General features: G+C 70.6%; 14 protein-coding genes. 11 read left to right on the forward strand and 3 right to left on the reverse strand.

Translation table 11 applies throughout. The features are described from left to right. Both ACH4KB_RS37440 and ACH4KB_RS37445 read left to right on the forward strand, forming a co-directional pair. On the forward strand, window positions 1-4,368 hold a 4,368-nt coding region (locus ACH4KB_RS37440; RefSeq protein WP_398071500.1), incomplete at its 5' end, for a thioester reductase domain-containing protein. 107 nt (window positions 4,369-4,475) lie between these two features. Then, window positions 4,476-5,246 carry an SDR family NAD(P)-dependent oxidoreductase gene (locus tag ACH4KB_RS37445; RefSeq protein ID WP_398071502.1) on the forward strand — a complete coding sequence of 257 codons (771 nt, stop codon included), beginning with the start codon at window positions 4,476-4,478 and terminating at the stop codon, window positions 5,244-5,246. 93 nt (window positions 5,247-5,339) lie between these two features. On the opposite strand, the gene eccCa is transcribed toward ACH4KB_RS37445, so the two are convergent. Next, the gene (gene eccCa, locus ACH4KB_RS37450) at window positions 5,340-9,308 is read right to left on the reverse strand and encodes a type VII secretion protein EccCa (RefSeq protein ID WP_398071504.1); all 3,969 of its coding nucleotides are present in this window, start codon (window positions 9,306-9,308) and stop codon (window positions 5,340-5,342) included. Between the two features lie 462 nt (window positions 9,309-9,770). Between eccCa and eccD the strand changes: the two genes are divergently transcribed. From eccD to ACH4KB_RS37480, 6 genes are all read left to right on the forward strand, one after another. Next, window positions 9,771-11,273, forward strand: a complete 1,503-nt coding sequence (gene eccD, locus ACH4KB_RS37455) for a type VII secretion integral membrane protein EccD (protein WP_398071518.1) — start codon at window positions 9,771-9,773, stop codon at window positions 11,271-11,273. 296 nt (window positions 11,274-11,569) lie between these two features. Continuing rightward, entirely contained in the window at window positions 11,570-11,860 is a 291-nt protein-coding gene (gene rpsO, locus ACH4KB_RS37460) for a 30S ribosomal protein S15 (protein ID WP_003965855.1), read from the forward strand. 329 nt (window positions 11,861-12,189) lie between these two features. Then, entirely contained in the window at window positions 12,190-14,403 is a 2,214-nt protein-coding gene (locus ACH4KB_RS37465) for a polyribonucleotide nucleotidyltransferase (RefSeq protein WP_398071520.1), read from the forward strand. Next, the gene (locus tag ACH4KB_RS37470; protein ID WP_398071506.1) at window positions 14,400-15,779 is read left to right on the forward strand and encodes a M16 family metallopeptidase; all 1,380 of its coding nucleotides are present in this window, start codon (window positions 14,400-14,402) and stop codon (window positions 15,777-15,779) included. The genes ACH4KB_RS37465 and ACH4KB_RS37470 overlap by 4 nt, the downstream gene beginning before the upstream one ends. A gap of 17 nt (window positions 15,780-15,796) precedes the next feature. Then, window positions 15,797-16,549: a 4-hydroxy-tetrahydrodipicolinate reductase gene (gene dapB / locus ACH4KB_RS37475; protein ID WP_398071508.1), complete on the forward strand. Its 753-nt coding sequence runs from the start codon at window positions 15,797-15,799 to the stop codon at window positions 16,547-16,549. Between the two features lie 11 nt (window positions 16,550-16,560). Next, window positions 16,561-17,094, forward strand: coding sequence for a hypothetical protein (locus tag ACH4KB_RS37480; protein WP_398071510.1), 534 nt, complete (start codon window positions 16,561-16,563; stop codon window positions 17,092-17,094). 135 nt (window positions 17,095-17,229) lie between these two features. Here the strand turns inward: ACH4KB_RS37480 and ACH4KB_RS37485 are convergent, their stop codons facing one another. Both ACH4KB_RS37485 and ACH4KB_RS37490 read right to left on the reverse strand, forming a co-directional pair. After that, window positions 17,230-17,781 (reverse strand): hypothetical protein, encoded by a 552-nt coding sequence (locus ACH4KB_RS37485; protein WP_398071512.1) that lies wholly within the window; start codon window positions 17,779-17,781, stop codon window positions 17,230-17,232. 94 nt (window positions 17,782-17,875) lie between these two features. Then, complete coding sequence (locus ACH4KB_RS37490) at window positions 17,876-18,115, reverse strand: hypothetical protein (protein ID WP_397923804.1); 240 nt, start codon at window positions 18,113-18,115, stop codon at window positions 17,876-17,878. A 195-nt stretch (window positions 18,116-18,310) separates the two neighbouring features. On the opposite strand from ACH4KB_RS37490, the gene thyX reads away from it, so the two are divergent. The 3 genes from thyX to ACH4KB_RS37505 all read left to right on the forward strand — a co-directional run bounded on the left by thyX (window position 18,311) and on the right by ACH4KB_RS37505 (window position 21,932). Next, window positions 18,311-19,048, forward strand: coding sequence for an FAD-dependent thymidylate synthase (thyX, locus tag ACH4KB_RS37495; RefSeq protein WP_018960640.1), 738 nt, complete (start codon window positions 18,311-18,313; stop codon window positions 19,046-19,048). 152 nt (window positions 19,049-19,200) lie between these two features. Continuing rightward, window positions 19,201-20,100, forward strand: a complete 900-nt coding sequence (gene dapA, locus ACH4KB_RS37500) for a 4-hydroxy-tetrahydrodipicolinate synthase (protein ID WP_398071514.1) — start codon at window positions 19,201-19,203, stop codon at window positions 20,098-20,100. 146 nt (window positions 20,101-20,246) lie between these two features. Continuing rightward, entirely contained in the window at window positions 20,247-21,932 is a 1,686-nt protein-coding gene (locus tag ACH4KB_RS37505) for a ribonuclease J (protein WP_398071516.1), read from the forward strand. Window positions 21,933-22,398: the final 466 nt, after the last annotated feature.

Raw genomic sequence — 22,398 nt, forward strand, 5'->3', positions numbered from 1 at the left:
CGCAGGACGAAGCGGCTGTCGGTCAGTCACGCGTTCCACTCGCCGTTGATGGATCCGATGCTCGAGGAGTTCGAGGCCGTCGCCTCGGGGCTGACATATGCCGCCCCGCACATTGCGGTGGTCTCGACCGTGACGGGCAAGGTCGCCACCGGACAGGAACTCCGCAGCGCCCGGTACTGGGCCGATCAGGTTCGTGGCACCGTCCGATTCGCCGACGCGGTGAACACCCTCACCGCCCAGGGCGTCACCGCCACCCTGGAGATCGGGCCCGACGGCGTCCTCTCCGCCCTGGCGGCCGACCTCGTCCCCACCGCCGTCCCCCTCATGCGCCGCGAACGGCCCGAAGCGCTCACGGCCGTCACCGCGCTCGGCCGGCTCCACCAGCACGGCGCCTCCGTCGATTGGGCCGCCTTCTTCTCCCGCACCGGGGCCCGCCGCGTACCCCTCCCCACGTACGCCTTCCAGCACCAGCGGTACTGGGTCGAGCAGACGGCCGCCTCCGCCGACGCCGCCGGGCTCGGCCTGCGGGGGACCGGGCACCCGCTGCTCGGTGCGGCCGTCACCCTCGCGGGCACCGAGGGGTCCGTGTTCACCAGCACGTTCTCGCCGCGTACCCACCCGTGGCTCGCGGACCACACCGTCTCCGGCTCCGTGGTGCTGCCGCCCGCCGCGCTCGTGGAGCTCGCGATCCGGGCCGGGGACGAGCTCGGGACGACGCTCCTCGACGAACTCGTCCTCGACGCCCCCTTCGTCCTCGCCGGGGGCGGCACGCACCAGCTCCAGGTCGGTGTGGGCGCCCTCGACGCCACCGGCCGCCGCCCGGTCACCGTGCACGGCCGCCCCGACGACCCCGACGCGCCATGGACCGCGCACGCCCACGGCACGCTGAGCGTCGCCGCCGAGGAGCCCGCGTTCGAGCCGGCCGCGTGGCCGCCCACCGACGCCGAGGAGATCGCCCTCGACGAGTTGTACGCCCGGCTCGCCGGGGCCGGCCTCGCGTACGGGCCGGCGTTCCAGGGCCTCACCGCGGCCTGGCGCCGGGGCGACGAGCTCTTCGCCGAGGCCGTTCTGCCCGAGCAGGCCGGAGCGGGGGCTTCCCCCGGTGCGGAGACGTTCATCCTGCACCCGGCGCTCCTCGACTCGGCGGTACGGCCTCTCCTGTCCGACGCGGTGGAGGGCGGCGCCCCGCTCGCCGGCCACTGGCGCGGGGTACGGCTCCACGCGACCGGCGCCACCTCGCTCCGCGTCCGCATCGCCCCCGACGGCCCCGGCACCGCGCGCGTCGAACTCTCCGACCCGGCCGGACAGCCCGTCGCCCTCGTCGCCGGGACCGCGGTGCGCGGCGTCGGCGACGGCGACCTCGCGACCGCCGTCGACCGGCACGACGACGCGCTGTTCCACCTGCGCTGGACGCCCCTCGTCGTGCCCGGTGCGGGAGAGATCCGCCCGGCCACGCTCGGAGCCGGCGGCGACTTCGCGACCCCGGGCGACGTGGCCGCCGCCGTCGCCGACGGCAGGTCCGTCCCCGTCGTCGTACTCCGCGTCGGTCCCGAGCCGACGGGTTCGCTGCCCGGCTCGGTCCACACCACCACGGAGAAGGTCCTCGCCCTGGTGCGGGAGTGGCTGGCCGACGAGCGTCTGGAGGGGACCCGGCTCGCCGTCGTCACCTCGGGCGCGGTGGCCACGGCCGACGGGGAGGACGTCACCGACCTGCCGGGCGCCGCCGTCTGGGGCCTGCTCCGCTCCGCCCAGTCCGAACACGCGGGCCGCATCAGCCTCATCGACACGGAGGCCCCCGCACACCCGGGCAGCACCGCCGACCCGACGACGATCCCGGCGACCCCCGCACACCCGGGCAGCACCGCCGACCCGACGACGATCCCGGCGACCCCCGCGGACCCGGGCAGCACCGCCCCTCCCGCCACCACCCCCACGGGCCCCGCCCTGCTCGCCGCCCTGCTCGCCTCCGGCGAACCGCAGGCCGCCCTGCGTGCCGGGCGGGCGTTCGTACCCCGCCTCGGGCGGGCCGCCGGCCCCGCGCCCGGCGCCGCCCCGGCCTGGAACCCCGACGGCACGGTCCTCATCACCGGCGGTACGGGCAGCCTCGGCGCCCTCCTCGCCCGCCACCTGGTGACCGTCCACAAGGTGCGGCACCTGCTGCTCACGAGCCGCGGCGGCCCCGCCGCCCCCGGCGCCCGGGAGCTGTCGGCCGAACTCACCGCGCTCGGCGCCCAGGTCACCCTGGCCGCCTGCGACGCCGCCGACCACACCGCGCTCGCCGCGCTCCTCGGCACGATCCCCGCCGACCGTCCGCTCACCGGCGTCGTCCACGCCGCCGGTGTCCTGGACGACGGGCTGATCGCGACCCTCACCCCCGAGCGGCTGCACGCCGTGCTGCGGCCCAAGGCCGACGCCGCCTGGAACCTGCACCGGCTCACCCAGGACCGCGCGGAGGTCACCGCCTTCGTCCTCTTCTCCTCCATCGCGGCCGTCGTCGGCGGCCCCGGCCAGTCCAACTACGCTGCCGCCAACCAGTTCCTCGACGCCCTCGCCCAGCACCGGCGGGCCCACGGCCTGCCGGCCACCTCCGTGGCCTGGGGTCTCTGGGAGCAGTCCGGCGGCATGAGCGGTCACCTCAGCGAGACCGACCTGGGCCGTATCGCCCGCAGCGGCTTCCTGCCCGTCCCCCAGGCGCAAGGGCCCGCCCTGCTCGACCGGGCGCTTGCGATCGGCCTGCCGACCGTCGTCGTCACACCGCTGGACATCGCCGTCCTGCGCGAGCAGCCCGGCCGTGTCCCGGTGACCCTCACCGGCCTCGCGCCCGCGCCCGCCCGCCGGGCCGCCGCCGAGGAGGGCGCGACCGGCTCCCTTGCCGACCTGATCGCCGGTCTCGACGGGCCCGAGCGCGAACAGGCCGTCCTGGAAGCGGTGCTGGGCCGGATCGCGGCCGTCCTCGGCCACCTGGACACCAGCGCCATCGAGGCCGACCAGCCACTGACCAGGCTCGGCTTCGACTCGCTGACCTCCGTCGAACTGCGCAACCGGCTGAGCGAGCTCGCGGACTCCAAGCTGCCCGCGACGCTCGTCTTCGATCACCCCACCCCCGCCGCCCTGGCCGCCTTCGTCTCCGGACGGCTCACCGGCGGAGCCGGGGCGGCCGGCGACCCGGCGCCGCCCGCCGTGGACTTCGCGGCCGAGGTGCGGCTCGCCGAGGACGTACGCCCGGCGGACGAGGTCGTACGGTCGGGCGACGACCCGCGCGAGGTCCTGCTGACCGGGGCCACCGGTTTCCTCGGCGCCTTCCTGCTGCGCGACCTGATGCGGACGACGACGGCGACGATCCACTGCCTGGTGCGCGGCGCCGACCGCGCGGAGGCCCTGGCCCGGCTCCGGGCCAACATGGAGTGGTACCGGCTGTGGGGCGAGGTCGACGAGAGCCGCCTCTCCCTCGTCCTCGGCGACCTCGCCGAGGAGCGGCTCGGGCTCACCGAGGAGGACTTCGACGCGCTGGCGCGGACGGTCGACGCCGTCTACCACAACGGTGCCCGGGTCCACTGGCTGCACCCGTACACCGCGCTGCGCGGCGCCAACGTCCGCGGTACGGAGGAGGTACTGCGTCTGGCGGCCCGTCACCGCACCGTGCCCGTCCACTATGTGTCCACCGTCGGCGTCTTCGACGGCGTACGGGAAGCCGGTGTGCCGCTCCGGGTGTCCGACCCGACCGGTCCTGCCGAGGCGCTGCCCAGCGGCTACCTCCAGAGCAAGTGGGTCGCCGAGCAGCTCATCGGCATCGCCCGTGACCGGGGCCTGCCCGTCTCCGTCTACCGGGTGGACGTGGTCTCCGGCGACACGCGGACCGGCGCCTGCCAGACCCGCGACTTCGTCTGGCTCAGCCTCAAGGGCATCCTCCAGTCGGCGGCGGTGCCCGTCGGCGCGAGCGGCCGGTTCCACCTGCTGCCGGTCGACTACGTCAGCGCCGCCATCACCACCCTCTCCCGGCGGAGCGACACCGTCGGGCGCACCTTCCACCTCTTCAACCAGAGCTCCCTCAGCCTCGCCCAGTGCGTGGAGTACCTGCGGGCGCACGGCTACGAGCTGGCCGAGCAGGACTGGGACACGTGGAGCGAGCGGGTCGGCGGGGACGGCGACAACGCGCTCCGGCCGCTGCTGCACGCCTTCGAGATGATGACCTCGGACACCGACGGCTTCTACCCGCCGATCGACACCTCCGAGACCCTCGCGGCCCTCGCGGGGACCGGCGTCGACTGCCCGCCGATGACCGCCGAACTCTTCTCCCGGTACGTGGAGTTCTTCGTCGAGGTGGGCCACTTCCCGCCCGCGCGCACGCGCGAGGCGGCCGGCGTCTGAACCGGAGGCCGGGCCGGGGCCCGGCCCGGCCTCCGACTTGACACACCTTTCGACCTCCTTCGCGAAAGGCGGCCGGAACGGGCCTGTCCGGTGGCAACATCGGCGCCATGCTGACTACGGGTGAGTTGCTGCGTGACAAGGTGATTCTGATTACGGGCGCGAGCAGTGGCATCGGTGCCGCGGCCGCGTACGTCTTCGCGAGGGAAGGCGCCTGTGTGGTACTCGCCGCACGCCGGGAGGAGAGACTCGGCGCCCTGGTGGCGGAGCTGACCGACAAGGGGTTCCAGGCCTCGGCGGTGGTGTGCGACGTGACGCGCGCCGAGGACGCGCGGTGCGCGGTCGCGCACGCGACGGAACGTTTCGGCCGGCTCGACGGAGCATTCAACAACGCCGGCGTCGGCGGGGACCGGACGCCGCTCCACGAGATGGCGGACGAGGTCTACGACGCCATCCTCGACATCAACGTACGGGGCCTGTGGAACTGCCTGCGCGCCGAGATAGGCACGATGCTCGCGGGCGGGGGCGGCGCCATTGTCAACAACAGCAGCGTGGGCGGTCTTGTGGCCATCCCCACCGCCGCCCCGTACGTGGTGTCCAAGCACGCGGTGGTCGGTTTCACCCGCGCCGCGGCCGACGAGTACGCCCACCAGGGGATCCGCGTGAACGCGGTGGCGCCCGGCCTGACGCGCAGTGAGATCACCACCGACTGGTTCTCGCGCAACCCCGGCCTGGAGCAGGCGATCGAGGAGGCGATCCCCCAGGCGCGTACCGCCGCGCCCGAGGAGGTGGCCGAAGCCGCGGCCTGGCTGCTCAGCGACCGGGCCTCGTACGTCACGGGAACCGTCATGCCGGTGGACGGAGGCTACGTCAACCGCTGACAGCGGACCACAGGGGCGGGGGGGGGGGGCCCCCCCCCCCCCCCCCCCCCCCCCCCCCCCCCCCCCCCCCGCCCCTGCCGCAGGGGCCAGCCGCTACCCCTCCATCATTCCCGTCTGCACCAACGGGTTCCCCCGGCGCCGGGTGACGAAGATGCCCCGGCCCGCAGGCATCGGGCGCGGTCGTACGTTGCCGAGGATGTCACCCTCGTTCGGGTCGCCCGACAGCATCACGCCCTGTGCGCCCAGCTCGATCATGCGCTGAAGGAAGGGCTCGTACAGGGCCCGGCTGGCCCCCGCCGTGTTCCGGGCGATGATGAAGCGGACGCCCACGTCGCGGGCGAACGGCAGCAACTCCGTGATCGCTGACAGCGGGTTGCCGCTCGACGTGGAGACCAGGTCGAAGTCGTCGATGACGACGTACACCGTGGGGCCCTGCCACCAGCTCTGGTCGCGCAGCTCCTGCGCCGTGACGTCGGCGGACGGCGTGCGGCGCTTCATCAGGTCGTGCAGCGCCGCCATGTGATGTTCCATGTTGTTGGACATCGGGATGTACTCCGCCAGGTGCGACCGCGGGGTCACATCCAGCAGCGAACGCCGGTTGTCGATGACGAAGAGCTTGCAGGAATCGCCGTCGTACCGCTCGGTCAGCTGCTTGATGAGCAGCCGCAGCAGGTTGGACTTCCCGGACTCGCTCTCGCCGAACGCCAGGAAGAACGGGTCCTGCTCGAAGTTCAGGAACACCGGCTCCAGGTTGTTCTCGTCGATACCAAAAGCGACGCCCCGCTCCGGTACCGCGTAGCCGGCCGGAAGCTCGCTCGCCGGCAGCGCGCGCGGCAGCAGACGCACCCCCGGGGCGGGGGCGGCCGTCCAGTGCCGGGCGACCTCCTGGTTCATCGCCGCGGTGGCCTCCGAGAGGTCGCTGTCGGAGTTGATGCTGTCGATCCGCGGCACCGCCGCCATGAAGTGCAGCTTCTCCGGGGTCAGGCCGCGGCCCGGCACCCCGGCGGGCACGTTGGCCGCCACCTTGCGGTCCAGTTCGGAGTCCATCACGTCGCCGAGCCTCAGCTCCAGGCGGTTCATGAGGTGGTCCTTCAGGCTGGCCCGCACCTCCATGGAACGTGACGCGGTGACGATCAGGTGGATGCCGTAGCCCAGCCCGCGGGCCGCGATGTCCGTGGCCGCCGTCTCCAGCCCCTCGTAGTCCGTCCGGAAGCTTCCCCACCCGTCGATGACCAGGAACACGTCACCCCACGGCTGGTCCGTCACCGAGATGTCACCGCGCGCCCGCAGCCTGCGGAACGTGGCGATGGAGTCGATCCCCGCGCTGCGGAAGTACTCCTCGCGCCGCGCCATGATGCCGTACACCTCGGCGACCGTACGGCGTACCCGCTCGGGGTCGAGGCGGGACGCGACGCCGCCGACGTGCGGTAGGCCCGCGATCGAGGACATACCGCCACCACCGAAGTCGAGGCCGTAGAACTGGACCTCCTCCGGGGTGTGGGTGAGCGCGAAGCCGGCGATGAGCGTCCGCAGCAGCGTCGACTTCCCCGACTGCGGCCCTCCGGTGATCTGCATGTGGCCGGCGGCGCCGGAGAAGTCCCGGTAGAGGGTGTCGCGCCGCTGCTCGAACGGCTTGTCGATGACGCCCAGGGGCACGACCAGCCGGCCGGCTCCCTCGAAGCCGGGCTGCGTCAGCCCCCGGCCCTGCACCGGCGAGAGCCCCGGCAGCAGCTCGTCCAGCGACGGCGGATTGTCCAGCGGCGGCAGCCACACCTGGTGGGCGGAGGCCCCGCGGCCCTCCAGACGGCGCACGATCACGTCGAGCACCGTGTCCGCCAGCGCGTCGTCCTGCGCCGCACGTTGATCCGGTACGCCTCCGGGCTGCGCCGCCGGCTGGACGTACCGCACCGGAACCGGAGCGGCCGTGAACGGAACCGGCCTGCGGTCCACCGGAAGCGGCGCACCCGGCGCGGTGGCCCGGTGCGCGCCCGAGCGGTACACCCCGGAGACGTACGCGGCCTTGAACCGCACCATCTCCTCCGTACCGAACTTGAGCAGCCCGGAACCGGGCACGTTGGGCAGGTGGTACGCGTCGGGCACACCGATCGCGGCCCGGGACTCGGCCGCCGAGAACGTCCGCAGACCCACCCGGTACGACAGGTACGTCTCCAGACCGCGCAGCCGCCCCTCCTCCAGACGCTGCGAGGCCAGCAGCAGATGCACACCCAGTGAACGGCCGATACGGCCGATCTGGACGAACATCTCGATGAAGTCGGGTTTGGCGGTGAGGAGTTCGCTGAACTCGTCGATGACCAGGACGAGCGAGGGGATCGGCTGCAGCGGCGCACCGGCCGCGCGCGCCTTCTCGTAGTCGTGGATGTTGGCGTAGTTGCCCGCGTCGCGCAGCATCTCCTGCCGGCGGTTGAGCTCACCGCTGATGGAGTCACCCATACGGTCGACCAGCGTGAGGTCGTCCGCGAGGTTGGTGATCACGGCCGCGACGTGGGGCATCTGCGCCATACCGGCGAAGGTCGCGCCGCCCTTGAAGTCGGCGAGAACGAAGTTGAGCGTCTCCGAGGTGTGGGTGACGGCGAGACCGAGGACCAGCGTACGGAGCAGCTCGGACTTGCCGGAACCGGTGGCGCCGACGCACAGACCGTGCGGCCCCATGCCCTCCTGGGCCGCCTCCTTGAGGTCCAGCATCACGGGCGCGCCGTCCTCGCCCACCCCGATCGGCACCCGCAGCCGCTCCGCCTGCGATCGCGGCCGCCAGGTCCGGCTGACCTCGATCGAGGCGGCGTCCCCCAGGTTCAGCAGATCGGTGAACTCCAGGTTGGCCAGCAGGGGTTCGTCGTCGTCCCCGCCGGTGGCCATGTGCAGCGGGGCCAGCTGGCGGGCGAGCGCCTCGGCGGCCTCGTAGCTCAGCAGGTCCGGCACCCCGTCGTAGACGAGTCCCTGGCCCGACTCCAGCTGCAACGACTTCGGCTGCACCACGATCGAGAGGCCCCCGCGGGACCCGGTGACCTCACCCGGCACCACTTCGATGACCGTCACGCCCTGGAGGCCCTCCGCGGAGGCGAGCACCGACATGGGGGGCACCGACTCGCCGTCCAGGACCACCACGACGTGCGGCTGCTCCATGAGCGGCTGACCGCCCGGCTGGAAGCGGGGCCTGCCCTCCAGGCGTCCGGCCAGTAGCTCCTCCAGGGCCAGGGCGTTGGTGGTGATGAGGCGCCGGCTCCCGGCTCCGTCCACGGGCCCGGAGGTCTGGGCGTGCGGGAGCCACTTGGCCCACTCCCACTGCGGCGCGGCCTCCGTGCCGGTCGCGACCGCGATCACCAGGTCCTGGGGGGAGTGCAGAGAGGCCAGCCCGCCGACCACGGCCCGCGCGGCGGAGCGCGCCGAATCCGCGTGGCCGCTGATCGTGAGGTGGTAGAACGCCCGCAGCGAGACGGCCATGGGCAGACCGTCCAGCGTGGAGTGCGTCGCCAGGAACTGCTGCATCGCCCCGGCGGCCAGCGGCTCCAGTTCGTCCACGGGCGCCGTCTCGGGCGCGATGAGCGGCGTGGCCAGCTCCTGACTGCCCAGCCCGATGCGCACCTGCGCGAAGTCCGCGTCACCGGCACGCCGCTCCCATACCCGGCTGCCCTCGGCGACGAGCGCCCACAACTGCTCGGGAGAGGGGTGGAGGTAGAACTGCGCGTCCCGCTGCTTGCGGGCCGTCTTCAGTACCGCGCGCCGGGTCTGCGTCAGGTACTTCAGGTAGTCGCGGCGCATGTCCGCCAGCTCGCCCTGAGTGCCGCGTCGGTACCGCACGAGCATCGCGATGGCCATGGCCAACGTCGAGGCGATCATGATCATGCCCATGATGCGCATGATCGGGTTCGGCGTCATGAAGAAGAAGACGACCGAACCACCCATGCCCAGCATCGGCAGGAGCTGCATCAGCGCCCCCTCCTGCTGGCCCCGGGGGAGCTCCGGCGGAGGTTGCAACTGCACCTGCTCGACCGGAACTTCGGTGGGCAGGGCCCGCGGCGGGCGCTTGACGACGATCTGGCTCACAGCTCACCAATTCCCTTGCCGGACGGAAGTGTTCCTATCGGCGCCCCCGTGGCGACGGGCTCCATCCGCGGGAAGGATCCTACTGGCGAAGCGACGGCCCCATGGCGGTAGGGTGTCGCGACGCGTGTACGCATCCGCTAACTGATCCGAGAAGACGGTCATTCGGGACGAGCGGTGCGATCCGTGGTCCCGGCGGTGTGATTCCGGCAGAAGCGGACGCGACCCGGCGGAAGCGTGGCGACGGCGGCAGCGGAAAAGCCGGTTGGCGGGAGCCGCGGCGACAGCGGTGCGAAACAGCTGAAGCAGAACAGCGGCAGTAGAACAGAACAGCAGCAGGACGAACAGCAGTAGAAGCGCGGAACAAGCCAGTCAAGCGTCAAGCAAGCTAGTCGAGCGTCAAGCGTCAGCAAGCTAGTCAAGCGTCAAACGTCAAGCCAGCAGTAGGGGGAGCAACAGGTGACCATGACGGCCCAAGCGGCAGCCACCGGATCCGGTCGGCAGAGTCACGGAACCCCGTCCGGCAGCGGCACCGGATTCTGCCGGGTCACGGTCGTCGCGCCCGACAGCCGTGTCGACGTGGCCCTGCCCGAGGACATCCCCGTAGCCGATCTGTATCCCGAGATCCTCCGGCTGTCCGGACAGAGCCCCGCTCCCGGCGCACCCGTCGGCTACCACCTGGTGCGCCGCGACGGCACCGTCCTGGACAGCGCCCGTACGCTCGCCGGCCACCGCATTCTCGACGGCGAGCTGCTGTCGATGCGGCCCTTCTCCGAATCACTGCCCCCCGCCGTCTTCGACGACGTGTCGGACGCCGTCGCCACCGCCGTGGCCAAGGACCGCACGCTCTGGGGCGACGCCCTCATGCGCGGAGCCGGTCTCTTCGGCGGCTCCGTCCTGCTGACGCTGCTCGGCTTCGTGCTGTGGACGGCCGACCCGCGCCACGACATGAACGGTCTGCCCGGAATTCTGGCGGCCGTCGTCGCCCTGCTCCTGCTCGCCTTCGCCTGTGTGCGTGCGCGGGTGTACGACGACCGCGCCTCGTCCATCGCGCTCGGCACCGGTGCCCTGGTGAACGCGGCGGTGGCCGGCTCCGGCCTGCTGCCCCTGAGCGCCGGGCAGGGCATCGGACGACTGCAGTTCCTGCTCGCCTGTGCGGCGGTCCTGGTCGTGGCGGTCATTCTGATGATCGTCGCGCCGGGCGGGGACGGGCCGTTCGTCGCGTTCGTCTTCGCGAGCGCCGTCGGCCTCCTGGTCACCTTCATCGCGATCCTGAGCGGCATGAGGCCGATCGAGGCCGCCGCCGTGTGCTCCCCGCTCGCCGTGGGGGCCCTCGCCTTCCTGCCGGGACTCTCCACCCGCTTCGCCCGGCTGCCCATCGGGTTCGAGCCGCCCCGCACCACGGTCGGCGACTACGGGACCTCCGAGCCCGCGTCCACGGGTCCGGTGGACGCCGTACGCCTCGCCGCCCAGGCGCGGCGCGGCCATGAACTGCTCCTCGGCCTGGTCGGCGGCTGCGCCCTGGTCGCCGTGGCCGCCGCCGCGGTGCTGGGATTCTCGAACAACGTCTGGGGGCAGCTGCTCGCCCTGGCCACCGGCGTCGCCATGCTGATGCGCGCCCATCTGTTCCGCTACACGGCCCAGGTCGGCTGCGCGCTCGCCGCGGGCCTCGGCTCCCTTGTCCTGCTGGGCCTGGGGCTCTCCCTCAACCCGCCGGTCGCCATGGTGCGCGACGCGCTGCGCGGCGAGGGCGCCGCACTCGACATCCGTACGGTGTGGCTCGCCGCCGCGGTCGCCGGCGTCGCCGTCCTGATCACCGCCATCGGCCTGATCGTGCCGCGCAAGGGGGTGACCCCGTTCTGGGGACGCTTCCTGGAGATCGCCGAGACGGTCGTCCTGCTGACCCTGCTCCCGCTCTGCCTCGCCGTCTTCGACGTCTACCACTCGATCCGCGCCCTCACCAGCTGACCGCCAGCTGATCACCAGAAGGCGACGAAGGGCGACGAAGGGCGACGAATGATCATCGAAGGGCACCGGCCGATCAGCGGCCGGCGGGTGGCGGCCGATCGGCGGCGGGCACCGGCTGACCAGCGGTGAGGCATGACCCGAATGGCTGGTACTCTGTCCAGTGGCCGTTTGTGTACGCGTCCTCGGATCATCCTGGGGGCTGCGCTCATCGGACCTTCGCCTCCGAGTCACGGAAGCTCCCCTGAGATCAAGACCAGGGGCACTCGTGGGCGCTTCGAACATCAAGAGGAGTACGCGTGCCGCTCGACGCCGCTACGAAGAAGCAGATCATGTCCGAGTTCGCCCAGAAGGAGGGTGACACCGGATCCCCCGAGGTCCAGGTCGCCATGCTCTCCCGCCGGATCTCGGACCTGACGGAGCACCTCAAGACGCACAAGCACGACCACCACTCCCGTCGTGGTCTGCTGATCCTGGTCGGCCAGCGTCGCCGCCTCCTGCAGTACCTGGCCAAGAAGGACATCCAGCGCTTCCGTGCGCTCGTCGACCGCCTCGGCATCCGCCGTGGCGCGGCCGGCGGCGCCAAGTAAGGACGCTGTGGAAAGGGAGCGGTTCCCGCGTTTGAGGGGACCGCTCCCTTTGCCGTATGTGCACGACCGGTGTCAAGCTCAGTAACCTGGACGCAGTGGCACCCGCTCGCCCGAGAACGCATCAGCGGGAACGTGCGAGCAAGAACGCAGGAACGCAAGAACGAGGGAGAGGCGCGACGACGCCGCCGCCGGTCCTCGGTAGTGGCCCCCGGGAACATGCCCGGGAGCTTCGATCGAAGACCGGCCCGCATCCACGGTGCGCCTCTCCCGCACCGTCCCCCGCCACACGGGCGTGAGGACGAAAGACGACGAGTATGGAGAAATCACTAGTGGAGAACGAGACCCACTACGCCGAGGCCGTTATCGACAACGGAACCTTCGGCACCCGCACCATCCGCTTCGAGACGGGCCGCCTGGCCAAGCAGGCCGCAGGCTCCGCCGTCGCGTATCTGGACGACGACACCATGGTGCTGTCGGCCACCACCGCTTCCAAGCGGCCCAAGGACAACCTCGACTTCTTCCCCCTCACGGTGGACGTCGAGGAGCGGCAGTACGCGGCCGGCAAGATCCCCGGCTCCTTCTTCCGCCGTGAGGGCCGGCCCTCCGAGGACGCGATCCTCACCTGCCGCCTGATCGACCGGCCGCTGCGCCCCTCCTTCAAGAAGGGCCTGCGCAACGAGATCCAGATCGTCGAGACGATCATGGCGCTCAACCCCGACCACCTGTACGACGTGGTCGCGATCAACGCCGCCTCCTGCTCCACCATCCTGGCGGGCCTGCCCTTCTCCGGCCCGATCGGCGCCACCCGCGTCGCCCTGATCAAGGGCCAGTGGGTCGCGTTCCCGACGCACACCGAGCTCGAGGACGCCGTCTTCGACATGGTCGTCGCCGGTCGCGTCCTGGAGGACGGCGACGTCGCGATCATGATGGTGGAGGCCGAGGCCACCGAGAAGACCATCCAGCTCGTCAAGGACGGCGCCGAGGCTCCCACCGAGGAGATCGTCGCCGCCGGTCTGGACGCCGCGAAGCCCTTCATCAAGGCGCTCTGCAAGGCCCAGTCGGACCTGGCCTCCAAGGCCGCCAAGCCGGTCGGCGAGTTCCCGGTCTTCCTGGACTACCAGGACGACGTCTTCGAGGCGCTCTCCAAGGCCGTCACCTCCGAGCTGACGCGCGCGCTCACCATCGCCGGCAAGCAGGATCGCGAGGCCGAGCTGGACCGCGTCAAGGAGATCGCCGCGGAGAAGCTCCTGCCGGCGTTCGAGGGCCGCGAGAAGGAGATCTCCGCCGCGTACCGCTCGCTCACCAAGAAGCTGGTCCGCGAGCGCGTCATCAAGGACAAGGTCCGCATCGACGGCCGTGGCGTCACGGACATCCGTACGCTCGCCGCCGAGGTCGAGGCCATCCCGCGCGTGCACGGCTCGGCGCTGTTCGAGCGTGGCGAGACCCAGATCCTGGGCGTCACCACCCTCAACATGCTCCGGATGGAGCAGCAGCTGGACACCCTCTCCCCGGTGACCCGCAAGCGCTACATGCACAACTACAACTTCCCGCCGTACTCCGTCGGCGAGACCGGCCGCGTGGGCTCGCCCAAGCGCCGCGAGATCGGCCACGGAGCGCTCGCCGAGCGCGCCATCGTGCCGGTTCTCCCCTCGCGCGAGGAGTTCCCCTACGCGATCCGCCAGGTCTCCGAGGCGCTGGGCTCCAACGGCTCGACGTCCATGGGCTCGGTCTGCGCCTCCACCATGTCGCTGCTGAACGCCGGTGTGCCCCTCAAGGCCGCCGTCGCCGGTATCGCCATGGGGCTGATCTCGCAGGAGATCGACGGCAAGACCCACTACGTCGCCCTCACCGACATCCTCGGTGCGGAGGACGCCTTCGGCGACATGGACTTCAAGGTCGCCGGCACGAAGCAGTTCGTGACCGCGCTCCAGCTCGACACCAAGCTCGACGGCATCCCCGCCTCGGTCCTGGCCGCCGCGCTGAAGCAGGCCCGTGACGCGCGTCTGCACATCCTGGACGTCATGAACGAGGCCATCGACGTCCCGGACGAGATGTCCCCGAACGCCCCGCGGATCATCACCGTCAAGATCCCGGTGGACAAGATCGGTGAGGTCATCGGCCCCAAGGGCAAGATGATCAACCAGATCCAGGAGGACACCGGCGCCGACATCACGATCGAGGACGACGGCACCATCTACATCGGTGCCCAGCAGGGCTCGCAGGCCGAGGCCGCCCGCGCCACGATCAACGCGATCGCCAACCCGACCATGCCGGAGGTCGGCGAGCGCTACCTGGGTACGGTCGTCAAGACCACCACCTTCGGTGCGTTCGTCTCGCTCATGCCGGGCAAGGACGGTCTGCTGCACATCTCGCAGATCCGCAAGCTCGCCGGTGGCAAGCGCGTGGAGAACGTCGAGGACGTGCTCGCCGTCGGCGCCAAGGTCCAGGTCGAGATCGCCGAGATCGACTCCCGCGGCAAGCTCTCCCTCATCCCCGTCGTCGAGGGTGAAGAGGACGAGACGAAGGACGACACCGACAAGTGACGTCCCGTAGTTCCGCGACGACGGCCCGCGCCTCCTCCAAGGCGCGGGCCGTCGCCCGTACCCAAACGCTTCTCCAGGGCAAGGACGGCATCGGCACCGTCCGCCGCACCGTCCTCCCCGGCGGTCTGCGGATCGTCACCGAGACCCTGCCCTCCGTCCGGTCCGCCACCTTCGGCATCTGGGCCAACGTCGGTTCCCGCGACGAGACGCCCACCCTGAACGGCGCGACCCACTACCTCGAACACCTCCTCTTCAAGGGCACCGCCCAGCGCACCGCCCTGGACATCTCCTCCGCGATCGACGCGGTCGGCGGCGAGATGAACGCCTTCACGGCGAAGGAGTACACCTGCTACTACGCGCGGGTCCTGGACACCGACCTGCCGCTGGCCATCGACGTCGTCTGCGACATGCTGACCGGCTCGCTGATCGCCCCCGAGGACGTCGACGCCGAGCGCGGCGTCATCCTCGAAGAGATCGCGATGACCGAGGACGACCCGGGCGACTGCGTGCACGACCTGTTCGCGCACACCATGCTCGGCGACACCCCTCTCGGCCGCCCCGTCCTCGGCACCGTCGACACGATCAACGCGCTGAACCGCGGCCAGATCGCCCGCTTCTACAAGAAGCACTACGACCCCACGCACCTCGTCGTCGCCGCCGCCGGCAACGTCGACCACGCCACGGTCGTCCGCCAGGTCCGCCGCGCCTTCGAACGCGCCGGGGCACTCTCCCGTACGGATGCCGTCCCGATGGCGCCCCGCGAGGGCTCCCGCACCCTGCGCACCGCCGGCAAGGTCGAGCTGCTGAACCGCAGGACCGAGCAGGCCCACGTGGTCCTCGGCATGCCCGGCCTCGCCCGCACCGACGAGCGCCGCTGGGCGCTCGGCGTCCTCAACACCGCCCTCGGCGGCGGCATGAGCTCCCGCCTCTTCCAGGAGGTCCGGGAGAAGCGCGGCCTGGCCTACAGCGTGTACTCGTACACCTCGGGCTTCGCCGACTGCGGCCTCTTCGGCGTGTACGCGGGCTGCCGCCCGAACCAGGTCCACGACGTCCTGAAGATCTGCCGCGACGAGCTGGACCGGGTCGCCACGCACGGCCTGGACGACGACGAGGTCGCCCGCGCCATCGGGCAGCTCTCCGGCTCCACCGTCCTCGGCCTGGAGGACACCGGCGCGCTGATGAACCGTATCGGCAAGAGCGAGCTCTGCTGGGGCGAGCAGATGTCCGTCGACGACATGCTCGCGCGCATCGCGGAGGTCACCCCCGACGACGTACGGGAGGTGGCGGGCGAACTCCTCACCCGACGCCCCTCGCTCTCGGTCATCGGCCCGCTCAAGGACAAGCAGGCGGACCGCCTCCACGAAGCGGTCTCCTAATCCCTTAAGGAATCAAGATGAGCAAGCTGCGCGTAGCCGTTCTCGGTGCGAAGGGCCGCATCGGCTCCGAGGCCGTCACCGCGATCGAGGCCGCCGACGACCTGGAGCTGGTGGCGGCCCTGGGCCGGGGCGACCAGCTGGAGATCCTCGCCGACGTCGGCGCCCAGGCCGTCGTCGAGCTCACCACCCCCGCGTCGGTGATGGGCAACCTCGACTTCTGCGTCCGGCACGGCATCCACGCCGTCGTCGGCACCACGGGCTGGACCGACGAACGGCTCGCGCAGCTGACCACCTGGCTGGACGACTCCCCGGGGACGGGCGTCCTGATCGCCCCGAACTTCTCCATCGGCGCCGTCCTGACCATGAAGTTCGCGGAGCAGGCCGCCCGCTACTTCGAGTCCGTCGAGGTCGTCGAACTGCACCACCCCAACAAGGTCGACGCCCCCTCCGGCACCGCCACCCGCACCGCCCAGCTCATCGCGGCGGCCCGGGCCAAGGCGGGCAGCGCATCGCAGCCGGACGCCACCGTCACCGCCCTGGACGGCGCGCGCGGCGCGGACGTCGACGGCGTCCCGGTGCATGCGATCCGGCTCCGCGGCCTGCTGGCCCACCAGGAAGTGCTCCTCGGCGGCGAGGGCGAGACCCTCACCATCCGCCACGACTCCCTCCACCACAGCAGCTTCATGCCGGGCATCCTGCTCGGTGTCCGCCGCGTGGTGACCACTCCCGGCCTCACGTTCGGCCTGGAACACTTCCTCGACCTGAACTGACTGAGCCCCTCATGCGCGCAAAGATCACCTACATCGTCACGGCCGCCGTCCTGGTCTTCTACTTCGTCCTGGTCGGCAGCCGCGGTCTGATGCTCATCCGGCACGGCACGCTGGTCACGGTCACGTTCGGCGTCGCCGTGCTGATCCTGCCGGTGATCGGCGTCTGGTTCCTCTGGAAGAACACCCAGTTCGTCCGCCGCGCCAACGCCCTGGCAGCCGAGCTGGACGCGGAGGGCGGCCTGCCGGTCGACGACCTGGCCCGGACGCCGTCCGGCCGCATCGACCGGGACGCCGCCGACGCGGTCTTCACCAAGCGCCGCGAGGAGACGGAGGACGCCCCGGACGACTGGCGCACCTGGTTCCGGCTGGCGGTCGCCTACCAGGACGCGAGGGACACGCCGAGAGCCCGCAAGGCGATGCAGAGGGCCATCGCCCTGCACCGATCCAGCCCGGCGACCGCTTCGGCCCCGCCCGACGAGCCCGCGCCCTCCGGCGAGCCCGCACCACCAAGCCAGGGCGCACCATCCAGCCCGTCCGGCGCTTGACGACACCAACCAAGCCCGGCCGCACCATCCAGCACGGCCGGCACTTGAGGACATCTTTCCCGCCCTACGCAAATGAGCCCGGGACCCCACAAGGGCCCCGGGCTCACTCACGTACAGGCGGCTACAGGCAGGGACTCACTCCTGCCGATACTCGTCCGCCCAGGCCTCCACCGCGTCCGTGGCCCGCTCGAACGCCTCCTCACGCCCGAGGAAGTCCGCGTTGTGGTCGGTGGTCAGCGGTGGCAGCGTCTCACCGCTCTGCCGGACCACGACGAGCGCCTGCCCCTGGACCGTACGGGGAAGACCCATCCACTTCACGGGCTGCTGGACCGTACGAACCGCGGACGTGCCGCTCCAGGCCACCGTGGTGGTCCGGAAGAACGCGACACGCCGCACTCCGTGACGGCTGACCCAGGCACCGACCCGCAGCAGTCGCAGGGCGGCGGCGATCAGCGCACCGGCCAGAGCCAGGCACACGGTGGCGCCCGAAGGCGCTCCGGCCACACCGATGATCATGGCCGCGAGCAGAACGAACGAGGCCAGCAACAACAGGGTGGCCGCCGCCGCGACCCGCCACGGACCGGGGCGGTAGGGCCGCCGCCAGCTGTCGTGGTCGTCGAACGGCAGCGCGACGTCCTCCGCGCTCGCGTCGAATGCGCGGTCGGCCGTCAGAAAGGGCAGGGGCACGACTCATCCTCACTCACAAGCACGCTCGATTGCAGTGCCCGGTGAGGCTACCGAGAGTGCCACCGGCCCGACCACCCCAGGGGGTCCGTACGAGTCAGCGGCCCTGGGACGCCTCGGACTGCTTGCCGTGCGCGGGGGGCTGTTCGGAGTCGAGAGCGGGGAGCCCCAGCAGCAGCGAGCCCACGAGACCGGCGACCACGGTGAGCCCGACGAGGGACCGCCCCAGAAGTTCGGGAACGGTGGCGCGGGCCGAGGGAGGGGGAGTGACATTGCTGCGGAATCGGTCGGACTCGGCGACGAACGAGAACGGGACGGCTTCACGCCGGCGGAACATGAGGAAACTCTCCTTGATCTCAGTGGCGGGTGCTGCTAATGAGTCAGACGTACGAGAGACCGGATCGGTGCCCGAATCGCCGTACTTGTTGGGGGAACTCCACGAACGGCTGCCCCGAGGTCGCCGCACGCACGCATGCCAGCGGCCCGTAAAGTGGTGGCCGCCAGAGCGACGCCATTGGAAGGACCCCTGTCGGTGACCGACACCCCCGAACCCGCAAAGCCCCACTTCCGCAGCGACGTCACCGTCGAGCTGGTGAAGAGCGACGCGCGCGACGCGGACGTGCTGTTCGCCGCCCGGGTCTCCACCGCCGGCGAGCAGTCGCTCGAAGAGGTCACGAAGGACCCCGAGCGCTCCAAGGGGCTCATCAACTACCTCATGCGGGACCGGCACGGCAGCCCCTTCGAGCACAACTCGATGACGTTCTTCGTCAGCGCCCCGATCTTCGTCTTCCGTGAGTTCATGCGGCACCGCGTCGGCTGGTCGTACAACGAGGAATCGGGCCGCTACAGGGAGCTGGACCCGGTCTTCTACGTCCCCGGAACCTCCCGCAAGCTGGTCCAGCAGGGCCGCCCCGGCAAGTACGAGTTCGTCGAGGGCACCGAGGAGCAGTACGACCTGACGACCCGCGCCATGGAGGAGTCCTACCGGGCCTCCTACGCGGCGTACCAGGAGATGCTGGCCGCGGGCGTGGCCCGTGAGGTCGCCCGTGCGGTCCTGCCGGTCGGCCTCTTCTCCACGATGTACGCCACCTGCAACGCGCGCTCCCTGATGCACTTCCTCGGCCTGCGCACCCAGCACGAGCTGGCGAAGGTTCCGTCCTTCCCGCAGCGCGAGATCGAGATGGTCGGCGAGCAGATGGAAGCCCACTGGGAGCAGCTCATGCCGCTCACGCATGCGGCCTTCAACAAAAATGGACGGGTAGCCCCGTAGGCGGTGTCCGTATTGCGGCGTTTCGAGAAGTTCATCTAGGCTGAACAAACGGACCCGGCACTGCTTGAACCCCCGAGCAGGCAGTGCCGGGCTCCTCTTCCCCGTCCCCCCGAGGGGACCCCGCGCGCTGAGCAGCGAGTAGCGTGTTACCCATGGCTCCGATCTCCACTCCGCAGACCCCCTTCGGGCGGGTCCTCACCGCTATGGTCACGCCCTTCACGGCGGACGGCGCTCTCGACCTCGACGGCGCCCAGCGGCTCGCCGCCCACCTGGTGGACGCAGGCAATGACGGCCTGATCGTCAACGGCACCACCGGTGAGTCCCCGACCACCAGTGACACGGAGAAGGACCAGCTCGTACGGGCGGTGCTCGAAGCGGTCGGCGACCGAGCGCATGTCGTCGCCGGCATCGGCACCAACGACACCCGGCACAGCGTCGAGCTCGCCCGGACGGCAGAGCGCACCGGCGCCCACGGGCTGCTCGCCGTGACGCCGTACTACAACAAGCCGCCGCAGGAGGGCCTGCTCCGGCACTTCACGGCCATCGCCGACTCCACCGGCCTGCCCGTGATGCTGTACGACATCCCCGGCCGCAGCGGGGTGCCGATCGACACGGAGACCCTCGTCCGGCTGGCCGACCACCCGCGGATCGTCGCGAACAAGGACGCCAAGGGCGACCTGGGCCGCGCCAGCTGGGCCATCGCCGAATCGGGCCTCGCCTGGTACTCCGGCGACGACATGCTCAACCTGCCGCTCCTCTCGGTCGGCGCGGTCGGCTTCGTCTCCGTGGTCGGCCACATGGTCACCCCCGAGCTCCGGGCCCTGATCGACGCGTACGTGAGCGGCGACGTCCAGAAGGCCACCGAGATCCACCAAAGGCTGCTGCCGGTCTTCACCGGGATGTTCCGCACCCAGGGCGTCATCACCACGAAGGCCGCCCTGACCCTCCGGGGTCTCCCGGCCGGACCGCTGCGCCTTCCGCTGGTGGAGCTCAGCGCCCAGGAGACGGCCCAGCTCAAGATCGATCTCGCCGCCGGCGGGGTACAGCTCTAGGCACCGACTTCTTTGAATACAGACTTCACAACTGAACACGCGAGGCGACTCGCATCGAGCACCACCCCAAGACAACAGCAAGTGCACGAATGACATGCGCGCCACGTGCCTCAGCGGTACGTGGCGTGCGTGGTAAGGAGAGTCTTTTGAGTCATCCGCATCCTGAACTCGGTACCCCGCCGAAGCTCCCGAAGGGCGCCCTGCGGGTCACCCCGCTCGGCGGCCTGGGCGAGATCGGCCGCAACATGACGGTCTTCGAGTACGGCGGCCGCCTGCTCATCGTCGACTGCGGCGTCCTCTTCCCCGAGGAGGAGCAGCCGGGCATCGACCTGATCCTTCCGGACTTCACCACGATCCGGGACCGGCTGGACGACATCGAGGGCATCGTCCTCACGCACGGCCACGAGGACCACATCGGTGGTGTCCCGTATCTGCTGCGCCTGAAGCCGGACATCCCCCTCATCGGCTCGAAGCTGACCCTCGCGCTCATCGAGGCGAAGCTCCAGGAGCACCGGATCCGCCCGTACACCCTTGAGGTCACCGAGGGACAGCGCGAGCGCATCGGCGTCTTCGACTGCGAGTTCATCGCGGTCAACCACTCCATCCCGGACGCTCTCGCCGTCGCCATCCGTACCCCTGCGGGCATGGCCGTGGCCACCGGTGACTTCAAGATGGACCAGCTTCCGCTGGACGGCCGTCTCACCGACCTGCACGCGTTCGCCCGCCTCAGCGAGGAAGGCATCGACCTCCTCCTCTCCGACTCCACGAACGCCGAGGTTCCCGGCTTCGTGCCGCCGGAGCGGGACATCTCCAACGTCCTGCGCACGGTCTTCGCGAACGCCCAGAAGCGCATCATCGTGGCGAGCTTCGCCAGCCATGTGCACCGCATCCAGCAGATCCTGGACGCCGCACACGAGTACGGCCGCAGGGTCGCCTTCGTCGGCCGCTCGATGGTCCGCAACATGGGCATCGCCCGTGACCTGGGCTATCTGAAGGTTCCCGCCGGACTGGTCGTCGACGTCAAGACCCTCGACGACCTCCCGGACGACGAGGTCGTGCTGGTCTGCACGGGTTCGCAGGGCGAGCCGATGGCCGCCCTCTCCCGGATGGCCAACCGCGACCACCAGATCCGGATCGTTCCCGGCGACACGGTGATCCTGGCGTCGTCCCTCATCCCCGGCAACGAGAACGCGGTCTACCGCGTGATCAACGGCCTGACCCGCTGGGGCGCCAACGTCGTCCACAAGGGCAACGCCAAGGTCCACGTCTCGGGCCACGCCTCGGCCGGCGAGCTGCTGTACTTCTACAACATCTGCAAGCCGAAGAACCTGATGCCGGTCCACGGCGAATGGCGCCACCTGCGCGCCAACGCCGAACTGGGCGCCCTCACCGGCGTGCCGAAGGACCACATCGTCATCGCCGAGGACGGCGTGGTCGTCGACCTCATCGACGGCAAGGCGAAGATCGTCGGCAAGGTCCAGGCCGGTTACGTCTACGTCGACGGCCTCTCCGTCGGAGACGTCACCGAGACCTCCCTCAAGGACCGCCGCATCCTCGGCGACGAGGGCATCATCTCGGTCTTCATCGTGGTCGACAGCTCCTCCGGCAAGATTGTGGGCGGTCCCCACATCCAGGCCCGGGGTTCCGGCATCGACGACGGCGCCTTCGTTGGCGTCACGCCGAAGATCCAGGAAGCCCTGGACAAGTCGGCGCAGGACGGCGTGATGGAGCCCCACCAGCTCCAGCAGATGGTCCGCCGGGTCGTCGGCAAGTGGGTGTCCGACACCTACCGCCGGCGCCCGATGATCCTCCCGGTCGTCGTCGAGGTCTGATCCCTCACGACCGCCTGACCTGGAGCGGGGCCCCCGATTTGCATCGGGGAGCCCCGCTCCAGTACGTTTACGTCTCCGCCTGAACGGGAAGCACCGCGCGCACTCGTGCGCCTGGAAAGCCTCCGGACGGGGCGGGAATTCCGACTCAGAATCTCTGATAAAGTCGGATCCGCCGAAAGGCAAGGCCGCTCCGCAGGCCATCAGAAATCGAATTCGGGCCGGAAACGGAACGGAAAAGAGTCTGGTAAAGTCGGAGTCGCCGGAAAGGGAAAACGCGAAAGCGGAGAACCTGGAAGGCGAGAGATGCGAGACCCGCTTCGACCGGGAATCGGACACGAAAGAGTCTGATAGAGTCGGAAACGCAGGACAGTAAGACAAAGAAGAAAACGAAGGGAAGCGCCCGGAGGGCCCCGGTGAAACGGGACCGAAGGAAGCGTCCGTTCCTTGAGAACTCAACAGCGTGCCA

The sequence above is a fragment of the Streptomyces sp. NPDC017520 genome, assembly GCF_044329855.1.
Lineage (GTDB): Bacteria > Actinomycetota > Actinomycetes > Streptomycetales > Streptomycetaceae > Streptomyces.

Bases quoted from the DNA above. Each gene is read 5' to 3' on its own strand.
- ACH4KB_RS37445 (WP_398071502.1), top strand. From the start codon at position 4,476: ATGCTGACTACGGGTGAGTTGCTGCGTGACAAGGTGATTCTGATTACG.
- eccD (WP_398071518.1), top strand. From the start codon at position 9,771: ATGACGGCCCAAGCGGCAGCCACCGGATCCGGTCGGCAGAGTCACGGA.
- dapB (WP_398071508.1), top strand. From the start codon at position 15,797: ATGAGCAAGCTGCGCGTAGCCGTTCTCGGTGCGAAGGGCCGCATCGGC.
- ACH4KB_RS37480 (WP_398071510.1), top strand. From the start codon at position 16,561: ATGCGCGCAAAGATCACCTACATCGTCACGGCCGCCGTCCTGGTCTTC.
- ACH4KB_RS37490 (WP_397923804.1), bottom strand. From the start codon at position 18,115: ATGTTCCGCCGGCGTGAAGCCGTCCCGTTCTCGTTCGTCGCCGAGTCC.
- dapA (WP_398071514.1), top strand. From the start codon at position 19,201: ATGGCTCCGATCTCCACTCCGCAGACCCCCTTCGGGCGGGTCCTCACC.